General features: G+C 58.0%; 11 protein-coding genes and 7 pseudogenes. 9 read left to right on the top strand and 9 right to left on the bottom strand.

Annotated elements, in window-relative coordinates:
- Nucleotides 1–42: 42 nt before the first annotated feature.
- A pseudogene (locus QFZ91_RS27265) lies at nucleotides 43–231 on the top strand (hydroxymethylglutaryl-CoA lyase); the annotation flags it as partial.
- 45 nt (nucleotides 232–276) lie between these two features.
- On the opposite strand, the pseudogene QFZ91_RS27270 reads toward QFZ91_RS27265, so the two are convergent.
- Together QFZ91_RS27270 and QFZ91_RS27275 are read right to left on the bottom strand one after the other, a co-directional pair.
- A pseudogene (locus tag QFZ91_RS27270) lies at nucleotides 277–837 on the bottom strand (ATP-binding protein); the annotation flags it as partial.
- Nucleotides 819–1,463, bottom strand: a pseudogene (locus tag QFZ91_RS27275) (IS21 family transposase); the annotation flags it as partial. The pseudogenes QFZ91_RS27275 and QFZ91_RS27270, both read right to left, overlap by 19 nt.
- A gap of 168 nt (nucleotides 1,464–1,631) precedes the next feature.
- On the opposite strand from QFZ91_RS27275, the pseudogene QFZ91_RS27280 reads away from it, so the two are divergent.
- From QFZ91_RS27280 to QFZ91_RS27295, 4 genes and pseudogenes are all read left to right on the top strand, one after another.
- A pseudogene (locus QFZ91_RS27280) lies at nucleotides 1,632–2,474 on the top strand (hydroxymethylglutaryl-CoA lyase); the annotation flags it as partial.
- Nucleotides 2,471–3,735: pseudogene (locus QFZ91_RS27285) on the top strand (CaiB/BaiF CoA transferase family protein). The pseudogenes QFZ91_RS27280 and QFZ91_RS27285, both read left to right, overlap by 4 nt.
- 77 nt (nucleotides 3,736–3,812) lie before the next feature.
- A pseudogene (locus QFZ91_RS27290) lies at nucleotides 3,813–5,124 on the top strand (MFS transporter).
- A gap of 53 nt (nucleotides 5,125–5,177) precedes the next feature.
- Nucleotides 5,178–6,251 (top strand): amidohydrolase family protein, encoded by a 1,074-nt coding sequence (locus tag QFZ91_RS27295; protein WP_429569157.1) that lies wholly within the window; start codon nucleotides 5,178–5,180, stop codon nucleotides 6,249–6,251.
- A gap of 330 nt (nucleotides 6,252–6,581) precedes the next feature.
- Here the strand turns inward: QFZ91_RS27295 and QFZ91_RS27300 are convergent.
- The 5 genes and pseudogenes from QFZ91_RS27300 to QFZ91_RS27320 form a co-directional block, all read right to left on the bottom strand.
- Nucleotides 6,582–7,925 (bottom strand): annotated as a pseudogene (locus QFZ91_RS27300) (IS5 family transposase); the annotation flags it as partial.
- Nucleotides 7,916–8,611, bottom strand: coding sequence for a fatty acid desaturase (locus QFZ91_RS27305; protein WP_429569026.1), 696 nt, complete (start codon nucleotides 8,609–8,611; stop codon nucleotides 7,916–7,918). The gene QFZ91_RS27305 and the pseudogene QFZ91_RS27300, both read right to left, overlap by 10 nt.
- Nucleotides 8,574–8,966, bottom strand: coding sequence for a fatty acid desaturase (locus QFZ91_RS27310; protein ID WP_429569027.1), 393 nt, complete (start codon nucleotides 8,964–8,966; stop codon nucleotides 8,574–8,576). The genes QFZ91_RS27305 and QFZ91_RS27310 overlap by 38 nt, the downstream gene beginning before the upstream one ends.
- Nucleotides 8,967–8,995: 29 nt before the next feature.
- Nucleotides 8,996–10,318: an O-acetylhomoserine aminocarboxypropyltransferase/cysteine synthase family protein gene (locus QFZ91_RS27315; protein WP_429569028.1), complete on the bottom strand. Its 1,323-nt coding sequence runs from the start codon at nucleotides 10,316–10,318 to the stop codon at nucleotides 8,996–8,998.
- Between the two features lies 1 nt (nucleotide 10,319).
- Complete coding sequence (locus QFZ91_RS27320; RefSeq protein ID WP_429569029.1) at nucleotides 10,320–11,183, bottom strand: aminotransferase class V-fold PLP-dependent enzyme; 864 nt, start codon at nucleotides 11,181–11,183, stop codon at nucleotides 10,320–10,322.
- Nucleotides 11,184–12,496: 1,313 nt separating this feature from the next.
- Here QFZ91_RS27320 and QFZ91_RS27325 point away from each other — a divergent pair.
- The 4 genes from QFZ91_RS27325 (at nucleotide 12,497) to tnpC (QFZ91_RS27340) (ending at nucleotide 16,129) form a co-directional block, all read left to right on the top strand.
- A complete protein-coding gene (locus QFZ91_RS27325) occupies nucleotides 12,497–12,871 on the top strand; it encodes a DUF3564 family protein (RefSeq protein ID WP_429569030.1) in 375 nt (124 codons plus the stop codon).
- 859 nt (nucleotides 12,872–13,730) lie between these two features.
- Nucleotides 13,731–14,189: an IS66-like element accessory protein TnpA gene (gene tnpA / locus QFZ91_RS27330; RefSeq protein ID WP_429568718.1), complete on the top strand. Its 459-nt coding sequence runs from the start codon at nucleotides 13,731–13,733 to the stop codon at nucleotides 14,187–14,189.
- The gene (tnpB, locus tag QFZ91_RS27335) at nucleotides 14,186–14,530 is read left to right on the top strand and encodes an IS66 family insertion sequence element accessory protein TnpB (protein WP_429568717.1); all 345 of its coding nucleotides are present in this window, start codon (nucleotides 14,186–14,188) and stop codon (nucleotides 14,528–14,530) included. The genes tnpA and tnpB overlap by 4 nt, the downstream gene beginning before the upstream one ends.
- Nucleotides 14,531–14,560: 30 nt before the next feature.
- Nucleotides 14,561–16,129: an IS66 family transposase gene (tnpC, locus tag QFZ91_RS27340; protein ID WP_429568745.1), complete on the top strand. Its 1,569-nt coding sequence runs from the start codon at nucleotides 14,561–14,563 to the stop codon at nucleotides 16,127–16,129.
- A 435-nt stretch (nucleotides 16,130–16,564) separates the two neighbouring features.
- Here tnpC (QFZ91_RS27340) and QFZ91_RS27345 read toward each other — a convergent pair whose 3' ends face one another.
- Entirely contained in the window at nucleotides 16,565–17,857 is a 1,293-nt protein-coding gene (locus QFZ91_RS27345; protein ID WP_429569031.1) for a cytochrome P450, read from the bottom strand.
- Nucleotides 17,858–19,424: 1,567 nt separating this feature from the next.
- Nucleotides 19,425–20,993, bottom strand: coding sequence for an IS66 family transposase (gene tnpC / locus QFZ91_RS27350; protein WP_429568745.1), 1,569 nt, complete (start codon nucleotides 20,991–20,993; stop codon nucleotides 19,425–19,427).
- Nucleotides 20,994–21,006 lie beyond the last annotated feature (13 nt).

Here is a 21,006-nt window from a genome sequence, read left to right on the forward strand (position 1 = left end):
AGATCTATGGTCTATTGGATAGAACCATGGAGTTACTCGTGAATACCCGAATCCCAAGTGTTGATCAGCGAGGTCGGGCCGCGCGACGGATTGCAGAGCGTTAAAGCGGTGATCCCCACTGCAGCGAAGCTACGATGGATCTCCGCGCTCGCCGCTGCGGGTCTTAGGGAAATTGAAGTGGGTTTGCGTATTTCGGCGAACGTGACCGCCGATTTCGGGAACGTGACCGATCCGGCGGGGTGAGGCGTTGCGCGGTGTTGATTGTAGATTTCCTTGTTAGTTCTGGTCGAGTTTGGGCTCCAGGACGTTGGGTTTTGGGGATGCTTTTCTGAGGGATTCACCGGTGAGCGTGATCCGGTGATGACGCTGCATGAGGCGGTCGAGCATTGCGTCGGCGATGGTCTCGTCGCCGATCCATCCATGCCAGTGCTCAATCGGTAACTGGCTGGTGATGATGGTCGCCTTTCCCGCCGAGCGGTCATCGATCATCTCGAGCAGATCGTTTCGAACCATCGTATCGAGAGGCGCCATTCCCCAATCGTCCAGCAGAAGTACGTCAACGCGGGCAACCTGCAGCAGCCATTTTGTGAAGCCGCCGTTGCCGTGCAGAACGCGAAGCTCTTCGCCAAGTCGTGGCACGCGCAGATACAAGGCTGAATGCCCACGCCGGCAAGCGTATTGGGCCAGGGCGCAAGCGAGCCACGATTTCCCGGCGCCGGTTGGGCCGCTGATGAGCAGGCTGTAGCCGGCTTCGACCCAGTCACCGAGCGCGAGACTCGTGAGTGAGCGCGGATCGACGCCACGGCCAGCGCGCGTGTCGAGATCTTCAATGGCGGCTTATCCGGCACGATCAGCTGCGGCACGCCACCATAGAAGGTCAGCGCACGTGCGATGCCGCTCAGCCAGTCCTCCATCGTTTCGGCTGGCGTCGCGCATGCGAACGTGTAACTCGATGCGCCCATGGCCGCCACGAAGATGTGCGCGCGGCGTCCAGTCGTCAGCGGCAACGTGGGGCCGGCGAAGTCGACAAACAGTTTCTCGCCGGCGCGGTGAATCTGACGCATCGAGCGCTTCAGGCGTTTCGTGAACGCCTTGTAGTGCTCGCAGAACTGCGTATAGCGGTAGGTCTGCCGGTCCGCAAACTCGGCCTGGTACTCCTCCCACAGCAACGTCAGCGTCATGCCCTTGCGACGCAGCTCCTGGTGGATGCGTCCGTAGTCGGGCTGGGCGTAGCCTGCTGGCCCCGTGGGCTTGCCGAGGAGCCGCCGCTCGAGGTCGCCTTCATCCATATCGCTGGCGCTTGCCCAGTCCAGCCCGGCGGCACCGGCCAGTCCTATGTACTTCGTGACCACGCCCTTGGATATGCCCAGTGACGCGGCGATCCGATCGTGCGAGAAACCGCCGTCGAATTTAAGTCGTAAAACGTCCTTGATCATGCGCATGTTCATCCGGTGCGCGGCCATGCTCTCTCCGGCAAAAGCCGGCGAGCATAGCCCGCGTAGTTGATGTCATGCGCAACGCCAATCCTGCCTTCCGGTCCGCACGGTCACGTTCCCGAAATGCCCGGTCACGTTGCCGAAATCGCCGGTCACCATCCCGAAACGGCCGGTCACGTTCGTCCGAAATACGCAGTGGGTTCATTCGTGCCGACGAAGCTGCTGCCGCAGATGGCTGACATTCGCATAGTCGTCGCGCATGGGCTGTCTATTCCGGATTTGCGCGTCGCGGTTCTCGCGCCGAACCTGCGTGGTAGTCAGCGCGGTTTCGAAGCTGGCGTGCACAAGGTCACGCTTCCCGTTTCAGTGACCATAGAACACTCGCTGGCCAATATGCAGAAAACCAATGAGCAGATGATCGAGGAAGTGCGCAATATCGTCGCGCTTCGCAACGAACGGTTTCCAAGCGTAGAGATAGAGGCCGGCATTTCGGTTGCCTTCGGCTGCACGATCGCCGGCACTGTGACCGATGACCAGACGATGCGCATGCGTTTGGCAATGGCCGAGTGTGGTGTTGATGAAATCGGCCTGTCCGATACGAGCGGCTACGCGAATCCGACCCAGGTTCGCCGGCTGTTTCGCCGGCTCCAAACGGAACTTGGCTCAAAGGCTGGCGGTGCACACTTCCATAACACGCGCGGACAGGGACTTGCCAACGTCGTCGCAGCGCTTGAAGTCGGCGTGACGACGATCGACTCCAGCCAGGCGGGTCTCGGCGGTTGCCCCTATGCGCCGGGCGCAACCGGCAACCTCGTGACTGAGGACTTGGTCTTCCTGCTGGAAGCCATGGGCTATGACACGGGCGTGGACATCGACAGGCTGATCGCCGCGCGTGCCATTCTCGCCGACGCGTTGCCTCGCGAAACGTTATACGGACACTTGCAGGACGCGGGGCTCCCCAAAGGATTCGCATACGCAGACGGCCACGCATCCAGTGCGCCGCAACCGGAAGACTACCGGATCAGACTAGCGCAATGAGCAAAGTGCGAGCCAACCAAGATTTGCCGTATAGCGGCGTACGCGTCGTCGAAATGACGCACATGGTGATGGGGCCCACATGCGGCATGGTGCTGGCGGACCTCGGCGCGGAGGTGATAAAGGTCGAACCCATTTCCGGCGACAGCACGCGCGCTTTGCGCGGGTCCGGGGCGGGCTTCTTCAGCACGTTCAACCGCAACAAGAAGAGCATCGCTGTCGACGTAAAAGATCCCCGCGGCGTGGAAATCATCTACAAGCTGCTTGCAGGGGCGGACATTTTCAGCGAGAACTTCAAGAGCGGCACGATGGACAAACTTCGCCTCGGTTATGCCGCACTGTCCAGGATCAATCCGCGTCTCATCTACGTGTCGCATAAAGGGTTTCTGCCCTGCCCATACGACCATCGCACCGCGCTGGATGAGGTCGTGCAGATGATGGGCGGCCTCGCTTACATGACGGGGCCGGAAGGCAGGCCACTTCGCGCGGGCACGAGTGTCAACGACATCATGGGAGGCATGTTCGGCGCGATCGGTGCGATGGCGGCCCTCGCACAACGCGAACGCACCGGCCGTGGTCAGGAAGTGCAAAGCGCGCTGTTCGAGAACAATGTGTTCCTCGTAGCACAGCACATGATGCAGTACACGGTGACTGGTACTGCCGCGGCGCCGATGCCGCGCCGCATTTCAGCCTGGGGCGTCTATGACGTGTTCTCGGTGAAAAACGGCGAGCAGATCTTTCTTGCGGTCGCCTCCGATACTCAATGGGCGCCGTTCTGCGACGCTTTCGGGCTGGCGGAGCTCAAGTCGGATGAGCGGCTAGCCTCCAACAATCTGCGCGTGCAGACCCGCGAATGGTTGCTGCCGCAGCTTCGAAAACATTTGGAAGCGTTCACCGCCGCGGAGATTAGCGCGATCTTCGAGCGCTGCGGGCTGCCTTATGCGCCGATCATGAAGCCGCAGGATCTTTTCGATGATCCGCACCTGCTCGCTACCGGCGGACTCGCCGAAGTGACTTTGCCGCCTGACGCCAGCGATGCGGGGCAAGCCATCGCGACACGGACTGCGCTGCTGCCCTTGACGCTCGGTGGTGAGCGCCTGCACCTACGCGCGCCGCCGCCTTCGCTCGGTCAGGATACTCGACAGATCTCGGATACACGGCTGAGGATCTCGGACGATTGATCGAGGCTGGGGTTGTCAAGTGTCGGGACGCCCAGCCTCACGATGCGTCGAATCCTTCGGCGAACGAACTCGCCAGCGCCTGAACTAGCGAAGCAAACAAGCAGTCACTGTTCCGCAGAGGCCGGGCCTCTGCGCGCCGCGATTTGTCCGGAGACGAGGCATGGCATTGAGTTCATCGAATATCGCCACAGGCCGCGTGGCGGATTCCACCCTCGAGCACTCCGCGGCCAGAAAAGCCGCGCGGCGCTTCATTCCGCTACTGGCGCTTGCGTACTTCTTCAACTATCTCGATCGCACCAGCGTCGGTTTCGCGGCGTTGACAATGACCCGCGATCCGGATTTGACCGCTACGCAATTCGGCTGGGACGCTGGCATCATGTTTGCGGGGTATTGCTTGTTCGAGATTCCGAGTACCCTCGCGCTGTACCGCTTCGGCGCGCGGCGCTGGCTCGCCCGCATCATGATCACGTGGGGCCTCTTCGCAGCGGCAACGGCACTGGCTGTCGGCCCGAAAAGCTTCTACGCGATCCGGCTGATGCTTGGCATCGGCGAGGCCGATTTTTTCCCGGTGTGATCTTTTTTCTCGCGGTCTGGTTTCCGCCTGCCTATCGCACCCGAGTTCTGGCTTGGTTCACCGTCTCCACGCCGCTCTCGTCGCTCGTCGGGGGGTCGCTCTCGGCTGGCCTGCTGCACATGGACGGTGTCTTGGGACTAGCTGGCTGGAGGTGGATGTTCGTCGTTCAAGGACTGCCCGCGTGCGTGCTCGGTTTTCTAGCACTCAAAATGCTGGCGGACAAGCCCGCCGATGCGAAGTGGTTGTCCCACGACGAACGGCAAGCTCTGCAGGGGCGTTCGATCGAGAAGACACGTCAAGTCGGAAGAAGAAAAATTTCGTCGCGGCATTGAAGGACGTGCGAACCTACATTCTGGCGATGATTTCCTTCGGCTTCACGATGGGCTCTTACGGCATCGGCATCTGGCTCCCTCAGATGCTGAGGGCTCACGGCATGAGCGTGGCAAAGACGGGCTGGATGTCGGCGGTGCCTTACTTCTTTGCTACTGTTGCGTTGCTCTGGTGGGCCAAGCGAGTCGATAGTCGCGGCGGGCCGATAAAGAATCTGGCCGCGGGTCTGCTGATCGGCGCAATCGCGCTCGGCGTCTCGACGTACTTTCATCAACTACTTCCGACGATGGCCGGCCTCACGCTCGCGCTTATCACCACGATTGCTGGGCGAACGATCTTCTATACGCTCCCAGCCAGCTTCCTTTCCGGCCAAGCGGCCGCCGGTGGGCTCGCCTTCATCAACTCGTTCGGCGCGCTTGGCGGCTTTGCCGGACCGTATCTCATCGGCTATCTGAAAGACGGTTTCGGTACGTTCTCAGCCGGCATGATTGGTCTGTCAATCGCGCTGGGCATCACGACATTGCTGACACTGTCACTTCATGCGTTCGATTCCGGAGAACAGACGTGAACAAATCTCATTCGCCGCGGCGTCGGCAATTGCTCGGCACTGCCGCAGCTTCCATGATTCTCTCCCCTGTCACCGGGCGCCATGCGTTTGCAAGAGAGGAAAAGCACGTCATGAGCACAACGAGTAATTACCTTCCCGTTCGGGCCGACTGGCTCGCTCGCGGCACCGAAGCCGCGCTCGAGCCCGACATGCCGATCATCGATGCGCATCATCACTTCTACAAGCGCCCTGGATGGACCTGCCTTCTGGACGAGTATCTCGAGGACGCGCGCTCGGGACATAACATTACTGCCTCGGTGTTCATGCAGGCGCTGACACGGTATCGCCCGTCTGGTCCCGAGGCACTGCGCCCTGTGGGAGAAATCGAATATGTTGCAAGCGTCACGACTCCTTTGCAGAGCGGCAAGCCGCAGGTTGCGAAAGCCATGGTCGGCTACGCTGATCTTCGCCGCGGATCAGCGGTGCGCGATGCTCTCGAAGCAGAACTGCATGCTGGCGATGGTAGATTTCGTGGCGTTAGGCACCTCGTTACTTGGGATGCCGACCGGTCCCTTGTCAATCCATTGTCGGCGCCCCCGCGAGGGCTGCTGCTCGATCCGGACTACGGGGCGGGAGTCGCACAACTAGCTTCGCTTGGACTCTCATACGACGCGTGGTTATTCTTTCCGCAGCTGCCGGAGTTGTACGAGCTGGCCAAGTCCAATCCTCATACGTCTTTCATCATCAACCATTGCGGCGGCGTTCTCCGGATCGCCAGCTATGCAAAGCAGCGCGAGGAAGTATTCGATGCGTGGTCCCGTTCAATGCGCACGCTCGCCGAACTGCCGAATGTCTATGTAAAGGTGGGTGGCCTTGGTATGCGCATCAATGGCTTCGAGTTCGAAAAGGGCGAGCGCCCACCCTCGTCGGACCAATTGGCACAGGCGTGGAAGCCATGGATCTATACGTGTATCGATGCATTCGGTGCGGCCCGCTGCATGTTCGAAAGCAATTTCCCCGTGGACAAGGGCTCTTATCCCTTCAGCAACGGTTGGAACGCCTTCAAGAAGTTGACTGCGCAAGCGAGTCCCGCAGAGCGCGAAGCATTGTTTCGGGGCACGGTCACCAAAGCCTATCGCTTCGAATGAGTGCGTCCGATGGATCAGCGGGGCCGGCCCGGAAGCATCGTCATCAATGTCGGTCCAACAACTGCGTTTGGACAGCCTTTGTGTGTGTATGACAGGACCGGCGCGATAGCCGCCTGATGACGCCGACTTGGAAGGAACTACCGTTCTTGCCAATGACGCCATGCTGGCAGTTCAACTGCCAGCATCGGTACGTCCCGGACGCTTTTTGTCATCGTAGCGCGAATTTTGACTATCTGCAGTAGCAGTTTTCGGGTTACTTGCGGCCCATTTCACTTTCTGTAGCATCGGGCATGCTCAGTTCTCCGCAGCAAGCTAAGGGTACGCCTGCCCCTAGGTTCTCTCGAATCCTCTCCCAAGTTCCCAGTCTGTTATTCGGCGATCATATTCCAGTTGTTCCCACCCGGCCGCATGCACGTAATGCTCAACAACATCATCTCCCAAGACATCCCGCAGCCAGGCTGAATTTGATGCAACATCGATCGATTCTCTTAGCGTCTTGGGAATTTCCGGAAGACCGCGATCGCGGTACGCGTCACCATGAAATGGACCGGGCAGTTCGAGGTTCTCGGTAATCCCCGCGAGGCCGGCCGCGATCAGCCCCGCGAAGGCCAGGTATGGATTGAGATCCGCGCCTCCGATCCGACATTCGACCCTAGCCGCATACGAGCCTTCGCCGCAAACCCTGAAACCAGCCGTACGATTGTCTGGGCTCCAGACCGCCTTGGTCGGGGCGAACGTCCCTTTTTGAAATCGTTTATATGAGTTAACGTATGGCGCTAAAAACAGCGTGATGTCTCTCGAATACTTCAGAAGACCCGCAAGGTAGTGGCGCATAACATTGGCCATGCCATAGGGCGAATTTCTGTCAAAAAACAGCGGAGCGCCGCACATCACCGCGTGCATCGCGTCGCCGAGCGCACCCTTGAGCCAGTTGCGATCGAGTTTTCCGTCTGTCTTCATGTGACCGATTGCTGGCTCGATTGCGCTGCGCCGTCTGATCATCGCGCGTAGTCCGCGTGTAATGCCCCGCCGCAAGCCCGGGTGGTAGATCTTCACACCATCGACGGCGACACCCTTGTAGCCACGGTCGACGATGGCGACCTCCGGCGTGGCGTCGCACAGGATTGCCGCCTGCTCCAGCGCTTCAGCCAGGGTGTGCCCGTCGTACGGATTGCCTGGCATCGAGCGCATGCCAACCACCAGTCCTTCCTTGTGGGTCGTCGCGATCGAAACTTTCACCCCGAACTCGTACGGCTTGCGCGCCTTGCCCTTGGCCAGGCACTCGACTTCCGGTGCATGCAGCGCATAAAGCTTGTTCTTGTCCTTCGGCTTCTGCGCCAGAATGCGTCTCGTGCGGGCGATCAGTTCCGTTAATTCAGCGCAGCCTAGGTCGGCCACCTGGTTGACCTGCCGCTCCACATCGCGCATCACCCGTCCAACGCGCGAGCGCAGCGTGCGCAGCGCTTTCCTCATGCGTTTGTACTGTTTCGCGTGAGCGTAGCGGCCAATCTGCAGCGCCAGATGCGGCGCCTCGCGGTTGTAGTTCTGCCTCAGTTTCAGACCGTGCCGTGCCGCGGCTTTCACCAGATGTTCGCGACACCGTTCGAGCAGGCGCGAATCGGTTGGGTGGGCGATCGCCTTCTCCATGACGGTCGTATCAACAATCACGCGCTTGACCGTCCGCGCTGCGCCTCGTACAGCCGCCGGTTCCGCTCGAGCAGCTGGTTGATGACACTTGGCTGCCCTTTTGGTCCACTAGCGAAGAGTCCTCCCCATGAATCTGCAACCTCAGCATATCGCGGATCGCGCAACCTGATCTTCTGTGCCCGCTTCAGGTGCCAGAAAGGCACGCCTGGCGAAAGATGGTGTTCCAGATGATATTCATCAAGGTTCGCGCCGACCAGCAGTCGCTCGATCAAATTGCCCTTGCGGTTACGCGTCAAGTACACATCTTCGGTTTCGGTCTCACACATTGGCGAATGCTCAGCGAGTTCAATGAACCAGCCCAAGGCTTGGAACGTGGTTAGATATGGAACAAGCCAGAACAGCACGAGCAAATCCAGCGATTGCGTCAGGGCAAAGCCGAAAATGACAATCAGCCAGAATACCGCAAATCCATAGGTGTCGATGGCAGCACCCCGCCTGTCGATGTCTTTTTTCCCCTCACGAGAAATAAGAAACCGCTCACTCCATAGATACTTGAGATAGCGTACCGTCGCTCCGCCAAACATCGCTTTCCAGACGATGGCAAAGGCGTATTCACGTGGCGGGCGCACATCATACACGCCCGATGATATAAAGAACTTCAGGTCAGGATCCCTTTCAGGGTCGCCGAGATATGGATGGTGCAGATGAAACATGCGAGTAGCGATAAGCCCAGTGCCGCTGAAAAACAGGATATGCGGCGAAGACGATGCCGAGCACGTAGTTCCATCCGGTGCTCCTGGCAAGCGTCCGGTGCGCGGCATCATGCGCGATAGTGGTCAGTCCGCGTTGTTGCGCGCCGATTACGAGTACTGCAAGCGGGTAGAACCACCACGAGATCCGTATCGTCGCATAAGCACACGCAAGAATGACAAGATAGTCCTTCACAATGTAGAGTGCGCCCGTCAAATTATCGGGCCTCAATTCGGCCAGCTCTCGCGTAATGTCGCGCGAGAATCGCGAAGTGGTGAAACGTTTGCCGCGCAATTGCCAAGCGTCGTAAATTTCCATGATCAAGCTCCCTCCCAGAAAGATCGACGTCAGACAGCGTCAAGTCCGCGTTGAAGATCGGCGACGATATCATCAATGTTCTCAATCCCAACGCAAAGCCGAATCGATCCGTCGAAAATGCCAGCGGCCTCGCGCTTTTCTTTGGGAACCGTTGTGTGCGTTGTCGAAACGGGATGCGTGACCAACGTTCGCGCGTCACCGACATTCGACACGTGGTACATTAGCTCGATGTTGGTTATGAATCTTCGCCCTGCCGCTTCATCGCCCAGTTCAAACATAATCATTGCGCCGTAGCCGACGCGTGCGTCAACTAACCCGTCGACAAGCTCACGTTCGTATCCTGAAGACAGCGATGGATATGAGACACGTGCGACCTTCGGATGGGCGTTAAGGAACTCCGCAACCGCGACGGCATTTTCGCAATGCCGCTGCATGCGAAGATGAAGGGTTTCGAGTCCTTGTATCAGCTGAAAGCTGGCGAGGGGACTGATCGCGGCGCCGGTGTCACGAAGCCAAGTCATCCGGGATTTAAGCAAATAGGGACTGGCGCCAAGATCGTCAAGTTTCAGAACAGCTTCTTTCCAGATGATGTCGCCATGCGCTTCATCTCCGTCGTTGAACAACGGAAACCGGCCTGCGTCGTCAAACGCGAAGCTTCCGTTATCGACAATCAGTCCACCAAGTGTCGTTCCGTGGCCGCACAGATACTTTGTCGCGGAATACGTGGAGATATCCGCGCCCAGAGCTTTCGGACGGCAAATCAAAGGGGTTGTCGTGTTATCTACAATAACAGGAATCCCGCGCCGCTCACCGATTTCCACCAGTGCCGGAACAGGCAAAGGGACAAGGCACGGATTGGAAAACGTCTCTCCAAACATAGCAATCGTCCTGTCGTCCAACATCCGCTCGAACGAATTTACGTCTCTTGGATCCGCAGATCGTGCCTCGATACCCAATCGTTTGAATGTATTGAAGAGCAGATTCCACGTATTGCCATATAGATACTTCGATGCGACAACGTTATCGCCTGGCGTTCCGCTGCACAGGTTAGCGATAGCGAGAAAGGTTGCGGACTGCCCTGAGGCTACCGCCAGGGCGTCGCTCGCACCCTCTACTGCAGCGAATCGCTTCTCGAGGATGCGCGTTGTCGGGTTGATGATCCTGCTATACGTGAACCCATCTTCTCGGACGTTGTAGATGTCGGCAATTTTTTCAAGATCGCCGTCAAGTTCATAGGCGGTAGATTGATAAATCGGTACAGTCACCGCTTTGGTGACAGGGTCATGACGATAACCGGCGTGTAGAAGTGATGTCTCGCGGTTCATTTTGGCGTTCGCATTGTTTCTTAACATGTCAAATGGCCTTTTTCCATAACTCGGTTATACCGCGGCCCGGGTGGTTTCCGGATTCATCGAATGAAGCTGAAAAGAAGTCTTCAAACGCAGTTCCCAGCAGGCGGATCCACAACGGATCAATACATCCCATGCACCCGATCCTGAAACTGCGCGTCGGAAGATGCAGCTTGGTATAGATGTAGAGGTTGTACTCCACGAGATGGGCGTACAGCGCGTCGAGATCTTCTTGCGTTTGAACGACATCGCGCGCCGTCAGTGCAAGGCATACCGGCGATCGATGCCGCGGTTCCAGCAATGGAGAGGCGTATGGCGCAGTTGCGCGGATGATTGCGTCACGCACAGAGGCGTATCGCTCCCCACGGCGAACCACCCCTTCAACAGCCAGTTCTTCGAGCGCCTTTGCGCACGCCTGAACAACATGCGTCGGTGGCGTGGAACGCCACTCGCCAGTCTGTTCGAAGTTACGCCATTGGTCCCGAACGTCCAACACGAACGAGTTGGTCTCTGAGGACTTGCTATGGAGCGTTTGCAGCGAGGCAACAAAAAAAGACACACCCGGCGGACCCTCGATGCACTTGTTACTCGAGGTCACAAGGACGTCAAACGGCACCTCCCTGGCACTGATTTCCACAGCGCCGAAAGAACTCATTGCGTCGATAATGGTTCTTACCCCATGACGCGTTGCCAACTCTACCATTGGCCGGAGCGGATTCACGACTCCCGTGGTCGTTTCACAGTGCACAAAACAAAGATGCGTGATCCCCGGATCCTCTTCCAGGCAGGCAGCGACTTTCGCCAGGGGGAAGGAGTGATCACTCGGGGCAACGATGCTGACGGCATTAATGCCTCGGATCTGCAGCATTTTGAGTATCCGCTCGCCGTAGCTTCCATTAATGCATACGAGCGGCCGGTCTGATGTCCCAACGAACGAAGCCAATGCCGCCTCTACGCCGTAAGACCCGCCGCCCTGTATGGGTACTGCCGAGTACCCCCCCCCGAGCGTCCAGCAAATCTACAATCAGGCCTCTTACCCGCTCCGTTATTTTCTTGAAACTCACGTCACGGGAACCCATGTCAAACTGCATTTCAGCCTTTACTTCGGCGGCCAACGCCAATGGCCCCGGTGTCAATAAAAATGGGTGCCGTGCGGTCATAGGTCCACACTCCATAGTCGAAACAGTTATTTGATGACGCGAAAGCGCTGCCCATGCCCCACCTGACACCCGTCGCGCACAGATATCAGAGATCAAAGTAATTGGTTACCGATGCGGCCGAGCCCATCGCATTGGACTTCATGTCAATTGACGGACTGGAGCTCTTGCGCAGGCCCGCTTCGAGTGATCCGCATTCCTCCGCAACTGATACTGATCATGCCACAGGGAACCACCGCACCAATATGAGTTCTTCTTATGCATACCTAATAACCTTTAATACTGCCGTCGTTCCACTGAGGAACCTGATATGACGACGGCGCGAACTGGTTTGTGCCGTCTTCACACAAGGCACGTTGCACGGAGATAATTTGTGAAATGTCTATGACAGCATCCGCGACGAGATCCGAACGCCGTCGTTGTATATCCGTATCGAATATTCCTTGCGGGCAACCTTCCTCGAACCGCTATGGTCGTATTGAAGTACACGCAACTTGGCGCTAGTCCTGTGTGGCACGGCGACGGTTTGCGACAGATTTGCCCCCCCCCGCCGCCTGTCATCAGGCATATGTCCAACCGACAACACTTCAAACGCAGCGCGGGGCCTTCGGTTGATCGTGGTCAACGACACACCCTCTGTTGCTGCGGCAAACTAAACCCGTATTGTGACGTGGCAGCGTGGCTGCACCAACGCTACATCTCGCAGTTGCTCGCGCGCACCGTCCGCGACAATTTGTCAAGATGTTCAGCAGCTCTAGGGCATGCCTGGCTCGAGGCAGCCACTGGTAGTCCGTTCCCCACCTCTGATCACCATGAATCGCGAAACACGGTTAGTACAGGCACAGCGCTCTTACGCGTACAATACTCAGTCAGATTGACGGCCCCTGTCGCGATCGTTTTGATAGCAGCACACCGACGAACGATGTGCATACGGTGGGAGTGAGAAATCAGCGAGTGATCCGCGGCGAGGTTCGCCGCTTCCTACGCCAACTAGGCGTGGAGAATATGTGTTCGGAGAATTTTCATGCGTCTTACCGTCCAGCTCGACATGTTTAATACTAGCCGTCCGATGGCATTTGCAGTCCTCTGGCTCGACACAGAAAAGCGGCAATGGTCGCGCGAGGCTCATTCCGGACTAGACTTACCCGAATGGGGCTCGTTGCATGTGGATTGCGGCAACACGTTAGTGTGCGGGCCCAGCGAAAACACACTCGTGTATGTTCTCGAAGGATTGAATCTCGACTGTCGTTATAGACTTTTCGAAGGCGACTCCGGATCTGCGCTGCGGTATACAGAAGGACGTTGGGCTCCATCAAACGGCCACTGGCATATTCAGTGTATTGATAACCAACGGGGACAGCCTGAACAAGAACTGTTCACCACCGGCAAGAATTCCTGACAACATCTGCGTTAAAGAAATGAAGCAATCGAACGGCAGCACCTGCTCAGGAATCTGACCACTGTGATCGATATACATCTCGAATGGTGGTTGAGCCCTCCATAAGTTTGGGGGGTTGACCGATCGAGGCTCCATGATCAACGATCATCACCCGCCAGCTTGCCGTACCAGTTGAACGTCTCGCATCTGCGACAGATCATTTTTATTTCCCATGCCGCTGCACCGCGATAACTCCCGGTGCGTACGCCAGCTTCTCGTTGGTGTCTTTCCAAATATGCGCCCATCCGCAACTGCACCGGACGGCGTCGATAGCTCCGTCTGGCGAACTTACCCCTTCGCCGTTGAGCTTATCGTTGCGCCGGCCAAACTGCTAACGCAGGAGGACAGGGCCCCTTTGCCTAACTTGATACACCGAGCTTTGTCACTAATTCGCGCGTTGTCGAATAGCCCGTCTCGCATCGGCATCCTGCAATCCAATTGCCTATCCTCATGCCGCGGCAACCTTCGGCGCTCGAGCAATATGTCGCCAGCGCGCGCGCAATGGACGTCAGGGTCGCGGGCCCCCTATAACCGACGTTGCGAATTAACGCGAGACCCCACGCGTTTCATGTTTGCCAAGACAGATTGCGGATCATAGTGCAGCGAAGGTCCGCTCAATCCCAGACAGAGATAATTTGTCGCTCCACGTCCTCGTGGTTGCGCTTTCGGCAACGCAGATGCGGTGGGATGGGCCGCGTTCGTTGATCCTGTAGCGTCGTAGCTCGGGAGGAACCAACGGCTCGTTTGTTTCGATCGTCCGACTGATGCCGCTGGCCCTCAATGACCGACCGTAAGCGGCTCGTGCCGGCCGTTATAGACGGTGGCTGAGGTCGACATCAAAGTGATGTCCATCATTTCCGATCTGATGGGCACCACTTTGACACAGTCTGCAGAGAAGAAGCCAGGTACACGAACGGGGCGCCCGAATTACCCCCGGGAGCTTCGTGAGCGACTGGCAGCGGCAGCTTGCGAGCCTGGCGTATCAGTCTCAAAGCTGGCCCGGGAGAATGGCATCAACGCGAACATGCTGTTCACCTGGCGGCGGCGATATCTGGACGATCAGCAAGCTCGATCTGCCGGGCTCATTCCGGTCGTATTGCTCAGCGACACGCCAACAGAGGTCATTGCATCAGCTCCGGTAGAAGCGCAAGCGCTGGGCGCGAAGCCTGTCTCACCGGTCGGCACGATCGAGATCCGGATCGGTCGTGCGGTGGTTAAAGTGGACGGCCTGGTTGATGCCGATATGTTGCGGATCGTGCTGGGCAGTCTGCGCTCATGATCTCCCTACCGGCAGGCACGCGCATCTGGATCGCTGCTGGCGTCACCGATATGCGATGCGGGTTCCAGGGGTTGGCAGCGAAGGTGCAAACAGCGCTTGAGGAGAATCCTCTGGGCGGCAACGTCTACATCTTCCGGGGCCGTCGCGGCGATCTGATAAAAATTCTCTGGGCCACGGAGGACGGAATCTGGCTTCTCGCGAAGCGGCTTGAACGAGGCCGTTTTATATGGCCCCAGGCCGACGGTGGCAAGGTGCATCTGAGCTCTGCACAGCTGTCGATGCTGCTTGAGGGCATCGACTGGCGACAGCCCCGTCGCACCGCCGCATTATCGATGTTGTAAACCGCGCGGCAGACTCGTAAACTACGGCGCATGTCGAGCGGCGCCGATCTTCCTGACGATGTCGAACTCCTGAAGGCCTTGCTGGTCGAGGCTCGTAGTCTGCTTGCCGAACGCGATGTCGAGATTGAGCAGCTCAAGGCCCAGATCGACAAGCTCAGGCGCATGCAGTTCGGTCGCAAGTCCGAGCAGCTGCAGCGGCAAATCGAGACGCTCGAGACTCAACTCGAGGATCTGGCCGCCGGGCGCGGCGTTGCGGATGTGCAGCGTGCGCAGGCTCGCGGTGCAAATGCGTCCGCCTCGATTGCGAGGACGGACGAAGCATCTTCGAGGCAAGCGCTTCCCGCGCATCTGCCGCGCGAGGATCATGTACTCGGGCCCGAATCGAGTTGCCCGGACTGCGGTCAACCAATGCAGGTGCTCGGCGAGGACGTGTCCGAACAACTCGCCCGGGTCGCAGCTGCGTTCAAGGTCATTCGCACGATCCGGCGCAAACTGGTTTGCCCCTCCTGCAGTACTATCACCCAGCCACCGATGCCCGGCCTGCCGATCGAGCGCAGCATCGCCCATCCGAGCTTGCTGGCAGACATCCTCGTCTCGAAGTATGCAGACCACCAGCCGTTGTACCGGCAATCGGCGATCGCGGCGCGCGACGGCGTGACGCTTGACCGGGCCAGCATGGGCCGATGGGTCGGCCAGTGCGAGGCACTGTGCGCACCGCTAACAGAGGCGCTGCGCCGCTATACCGTGTCCGCCACCAAGCTGCACGCGGATGACACGCCGATCCCGGTGCTCTCACCGGGCAACAGGAAGACCCGCACCGGCCGGCTATGGGTCTACGTGCGCGACGATCATCGCTCCGGCTCGGCGCAACCTGCTTCAGTCTGGTTCGCGTACTCGCCGAACCGGCAAGGCATCCATCCTCAAACCCATCTCGCCAGCTTCAAAGGGATTCTGCAAGCGGACGCTTACGCGGGCTTCGACGAATTGTTCCGCGATGGCTTGATACGCGAGGCGGCATGCCATGCCCACGCGAGGAGAAAGTTCTACGACATCCATGTGCGCACGCCATCTGACACAACACAAAAGGCACTCGAATATATTGGCGGGCTCTATGACATTGAGGCCTCCATTCGCGGCAAGCCCGCCGCCGAACGGCTGCGAATACGGCAGGAGAATGCCAGACCTCTGCTTCAGATCTACGAAGCGTGGCTCAGGGCAAAGCTCGAAACGCTGTCGTCGAAGTCCGATACGGCCAAGGCGATCAACTATACGCTGAACCAGTGGAGCGCACTGACGTTGTATTGCGAAGACGGTACGCTCGAGATCGACAACAACATCGCGGAGAACGCGCTGCGTTGTGTAAGCCTGGGTCGGAAAAATTTTTTATTCGCCGGCTCAGACAGCGGCGGCGAACGCGCAGCCGCGATGTACGCATTGATTGGCACTTGCACACTGAATGACATCGATCCGCGTGCCTACCTCGACTATGTGCTAACCCATATCGCCGGTCACAAAATCAATCGCATCGACGAGCTCCTGCCTTGGCGTGTGGCCGACAAGCTGCACACGCCAGCCAGTTCGCCAAAGCCCTCTACCTGACCGGCAGCTCCAGTTCACCATCATGCTTTACGCGCACCGCGAATGGACGAACGGCCCAGCTGAGCCGCTTACGGTGGAATTCTTGCATCGAACTTTGTGCAGATTGAACGAGTGGGCCTGCGACAACGGTGGCAAGTCTCGGCATCCACGTTACGGACGGCCTTGGAATATCCCAGCCGAGCCCCTATTAGCGATCACCAGCCCACCAGGCCCGGTGACAACACCCCACCGGATCATGACTACGACTGGGGGCGAGGGCGAGAATCATACCGGGCCTGGCTGGCCAAAGCCTCAATTATCGAGGCGGGAAGATAGTAACTGGGGGCTGCAACCGGCAAAATGGTTGGCAGTCGCTGTTACATGTGTGAGTTTGCAGACGAAAGCAAGGTCCCGCTCAAAGTCGTTTTGTGGCGTTCAAATTCTACATAGATGCCATCATTGCAACACGCAACGTATCGGGAGGTGCTTTGGCCCACTTACGAAATTAGACGTCGTGAATTCGACATCTCCCACCGGTTCGACGAACTGCAACTTCGGGATCAGTTCCTCGAACAGGATGCGCATCTCCATGTTTGCGAGATGCTGGCCAAGACATACGTGAGCACCGGCTCCAAACGCAATGTGCCGATTCGACCTTCGGTCGATATCGAATACGAAAGGGTCGGGGAAAACTTCCTCATCGCGATTGGCCGAGCCGTAGCAGAGCATCAGCCAATCGCCCTTGCGGATCGTCCTGCCTCGCAAATTCGTGTCGGCTGCCGCCGTACGCATGAAATGACGCACTGGCGATGCGTAGCGGAGGCTCTCGTCGATGAATTGCGGAATGAGCGACGGGTCAGCCTTAAGCCGCGGCAGCAAATGGGGGAATTGACACAATGCCCACATCGCAACCGATATGGAAGACGAGACCGTGTCATGCCCAGCGGCGGCGATAATCACGTAGTAGCCGAGGCGGGTTGCCTCATCAATAGGCTGTCCATCGACAACCGCGTTGGCGAGCAAGGTGGCGATGTCGTTACGCGGGTTTTTTCGGCGATCTTCGGTCAGGCGATCGAAGTAACCCTTGAAGTCTGCTACAACGGACAGCAGCGCCTTGCCGATCGCACTTCCGGCGTCGCCCTGGCGAGTGATCTCGCGCTTGTATTCGGCATCCTCGCTTCCAAACATCTCCTGTGTGAGTCTCAACATACGGGGAGATTCTTCCTGCGGAACTCCGAGAATATCCATGATCACGTTCAGCGGATAGTGCAACGCGAAATCGTTCGCAAAGTCAATGACGGAGCCGCTCTGTTGCACAAGTTCTCCGATCATCAAATGTGCCAATGATCGGATGCGAGCCTCAAGTTTAAGGACGCTGTTCGGCATAAACCACGACTGTGTCAGTGCGCGCAACCTCTTGTGTTCGTCGCCGTCGACGTGGACGAGCGAACGGACGATGTTTGGACTACCGGTGGCCGCTATAACATGCGCGATAGATGCTTGCGGACGGCAGGCGACGGAATAATCGCCGTTGCGAAACAGGGCATTGTTCCGGGAAATCATTGAGACGTCGGCGTGTTTTGTTACCACCCAGAATGGGTCATGCGCGTCCGCCATTGCTCGTCCGACTGGGTTGTTTGCACGCGCCCACGCGTATATCTCATGGAGCCCGTCGAGGTTTGTATAAGACTGCGGATCAACCAGACGGTTTGCTATGTCTTTCGGTAGGTCGTAATTTGTCATGCTCACGATATTGAAGAAGAATCGACATGTGGAATCGAGGCAAGCAACGTGTACGTATCCACTCATGGCTGGGATTTGGGGTCGACCGACGTTTGCGGGTCACTCGCCAGTTGGTGCGCATCGAAGCCGTCGCGTCGGAAAAAGAGGCGAACGGGTCGGGCGCATGCGTGCGCTAGCCGGATGTTGTTCTTTCATACTATTCACGACTTTCGTCTTTCACCTTAATGCATGTCAACCTTTCTTGATCACGTGGCCATGCATTTAAGCCTCGAAGGTATCCTTTGTCCGACACAGCGCATGACAATGGCATTCGCGCACCAGGAGCAAGCTCCCCGCTTGTCGATGTCTTCGTGGCCAAGTGACAGAACCGGAAGGCCGTCGAACCGGCGCCCCTTTGGTGCCTCTCACGCTGCAATGATTCTCCAGCCCATTCTAATGAGGCCGTCGTTCATATCTATCACGGCAAGGGGTGAATATTGGTCAACACTATGGGTCGCGGGTTACGCTGAAGTTGTATTCATGAATCGAACGATTGCGACGAAATATCAATTTGCGGTTGAGGAGGGCGGTGGCACACATCCCGCACAACCGTGCCAATGACCTTCTTCGTCGAATGTCAGGCTTGCCAAAGATTGGCTGGCACTTTGACGCTATGACAAAAGTGGCTCATGACAGTAGGCAACTCTAAGTAAAAATCCTTTTCCGTATCCTTCAAACTGCCCGGATAACAGTCAGAGACGAAATCTTTCAACGGCGCCAGCGCCGGGCGGCTATTTGGGCGGGGCGTCCTCACTGAATTTGTTCCATCGCGTAGCCTATGCTGCCAGCAATTCATGACCGTGTCGGCTACTTATCTGATGTGAGAAAGGTATGACCTTGATCAAGGGTTGCCGTGCGCCAGTCTCGTACACTTGGGTTGCAGGGGGTCGAACCGTCTCGCTCGACCTACTGTGGGGACTTTAGACGACCCGTCAGAGTATAGACGACTCCGATGGGTCACTTTTTTTCTGTGTCCCCGCTGCCCTTGCCAGTCGCCCACCCGTTCGTTGGTCGGTCATTAGTTCCGAAATAGGACGCGCGGTGAACAATGACCCGATCCCCGATAGTGGTCGGGTAGCAACCCTTAATATTCGTTGAACGCAACGATCCGGACCATCTCTTTGACGGCTACCATTCGGCGGATTCCTCGCGGACTGGTGCAACACCTTTGGCGCTGCTTTCTGCATTGGCAAAGATTGGCGGCTGCTGGCAAGGTGAAATGCCACTAGCACATGGAAGCGGACCGTTGAAGGGACCAGTATTGAAATCTCCCGTAGCCCACAATCACCGTGGGCTACGAGGTGTGCGAGGCGGGTTCCTGACCGATATGAGTCATCCAATGAATTAAGCATTGATGCGGTTAGGTCCGCAGTTGGCGCAATATGATGCGCTTTGCGTAGCCGTTCGCGCGTCTGACCCTGTCTGCGTCGAATAGAGCTAGACATGCGTAGGCAGGTCGGTCGTAAGCGGCTCAGCTGGGCCGTTCGTCCATTCGCGGTGCGCGTAAAGCATGATGGTGAACTGGAGCTGCCGGTCAGGTAGAGGGCTTTGGCGAACTGGCTGGCGTGTGCAGCTTGTCGGCCACACGCCAAGGCAGGAGCTCGTCGATGCGATTGATTTTGTGACCGGCGATATGGGTTAGCACATAGTCGAGGTAGGCACGCGGATCGATGTCATTCAGTGTGCAAGTGCCAATCAATGCGTACATCGCGGCTGCGCGTTCGCCGCCGCTGTCTGAGCCGGCGAATAAAAAATTTTTCCGACCCAGGCTTACACAACGCAGCGCGTTCTCCGCGATGTTGTTGTCGATCTCGAGCGTACCGTCTTCGCAATACAACGTCAGTGCGCTCCACTGGTTCAGCGTATAGTTGATCGCCTTGGCCGTATCGGACTTCGACGACAGCGTTTCGAGCTTTGCCCTGAGCCACGCTTCGTAGATCTGAAGCAGAGGTCTGGCATTCTCCTGCCGTATTCGCAGCCGTTCGGCGGCGGGCTTGCCGCGAATGGAGGCCTCAATGTCATAGAGCCCGCCAATATATTCGAGTGCCTTTTGTGTTGTGTCAGATGGCGTGCGCACATGGATGTCGTAGAACTTTCTCCTCGCGTGGGCATGGCATGCCGCCTCGCGTATCAAGCCATCGCGGAACAATTCGTCGAAGCCCGCGTAAGCGTCCGCTTGCAGAATCCCTTTGAAGCTGGCGAGATGGGTTTGAGGATGGATGCCTTGCCGGTTCGGCGAGTACGCGAACCAGACTGAAGCAGGTTGCGCCGAGCCGGAGCGATGATCGTCGCGCACGTAGACCCATAGCCGGCCGGTGCGGGTCTTCCTGTTGCCCGGTGAGAGCACCGGGATCGGCGTGTCATCCGCGTGCAGCTTGGTGGCGGACACGGTATAGCGGCGCAGCGCCTCTGTTAGCGGTGCGCACAGTGCCTCGCACTGGCCGACCCATCGGCCCATGCTGGCCCGGTCAAGCGTCACGCCGTCGCGCGCCGCGATCGCCGATTGCCGGTACAACGGCTGGTGGTCTGCATACTTCGAGACGAGGATGTCTGCCAGCAAGCTCGGATGGGCGATGCTGCGCTCGATCGGCAGGCCGGGCATCGGTGGCTGGGTGATAGTACTGCAGGAGGGGCAAACCAGTTTGCGCCGGATCGTGCGAATGACCTTGAACGCAGCTGCGACCCGGGCGAGTTGTTCGGACACGTCCTCGCCGAGCACCTGCATTGGTTGACCGCAGTCCGGGCAACTCGATTCGGGCCCGAGTACATGATCCTCGCGCGGCAGATGCGCGGGAAGCGCTTGCCTCGAAGATGCTTCGTCCGTCCTCGCAATCGAGGCGGACGCATTTGCACCGCGAGCCTGCGCACGCTGCACATCCGCAACGCCGCGCCCGGCGGCCAGATCCTCGAGTTGAGTCTCGAGCGTCTCGATTTGCCGCTGCAGCTGCTCGGACTTGCGACCGAACTGCATGCGCCTGAGCTTGTCGATCTGGGCCTTGAGCTGCTCAATCTCGACATCGCGTTCGGCAAGCAGACTACGAGCCTCGACCAGCAAGGCCTTCAGGAGTTCGACATCGTCAGGAAGATCGGCGCCGCTCGACATGCGCCGTAGTTTA

Source organism: Paraburkholderia sp. JPY419, assembly GCF_050435705.1.
Classification (GTDB): domain Bacteria; phylum Pseudomonadota; class Gammaproteobacteria; order Burkholderiales; family Burkholderiaceae; genus Paraburkholderia; species Paraburkholderia youngii.

What these genes read in the sequence shown, in the direction of transcription:
- tnpC (WP_429568745.1), bottom strand. Translation starts at nt 20,993, where the DNA reads ATGTCGAGCGGCGCCGATCTTCCTGACGATGTCGAACTCCTGAAGGCC.
- tnpC (WP_429568745.1), top strand. Translation starts at nt 14,561, where the DNA reads ATGTCGAGCGGCGCCGATCTTCCTGACGATGTCGAACTCCTGAAGGCC.
- QFZ91_RS27295 (WP_429569157.1), top strand. Translation starts at nt 5,178, where the DNA reads ATGATTCTCTCCCCTGTCACCGGGCGCCATGCGTTTGCAAGAGAGGAA.
- QFZ91_RS27320 (WP_429569029.1), bottom strand. Translation starts at nt 11,183, where the DNA reads ATGCTGCAGATCCGAGGCATTAATGCCGTCAGCATCGTTGCCCCGAGT.
- QFZ91_RS27315 (WP_429569028.1), bottom strand. Translation starts at nt 10,318, where the DNA reads ATGTTAAGAAACAATGCGAACGCCAAAATGAACCGCGAGACATCACTT.
- tnpB (WP_429568717.1), top strand. Translation starts at nt 14,186, where the DNA reads ATGATCTCCCTACCGGCAGGCACGCGCATCTGGATCGCTGCTGGCGTC.
- QFZ91_RS27310 (WP_429569027.1), bottom strand. Translation starts at nt 8,966, where the DNA reads ATGGAAATTTACGACGCTTGGCAATTGCGCGGCAAACGTTTCACCACT.
- QFZ91_RS27305 (WP_429569026.1), bottom strand. Translation starts at nt 8,611, where the DNA reads ATGTTTCATCTGCACCATCCATATCTCGGCGACCCTGAAAGGGATCCT.
- QFZ91_RS27325 (WP_429569030.1), top strand. Translation starts at nt 12,497, where the DNA reads ATGCGTCTTACCGTCCAGCTCGACATGTTTAATACTAGCCGTCCGATG.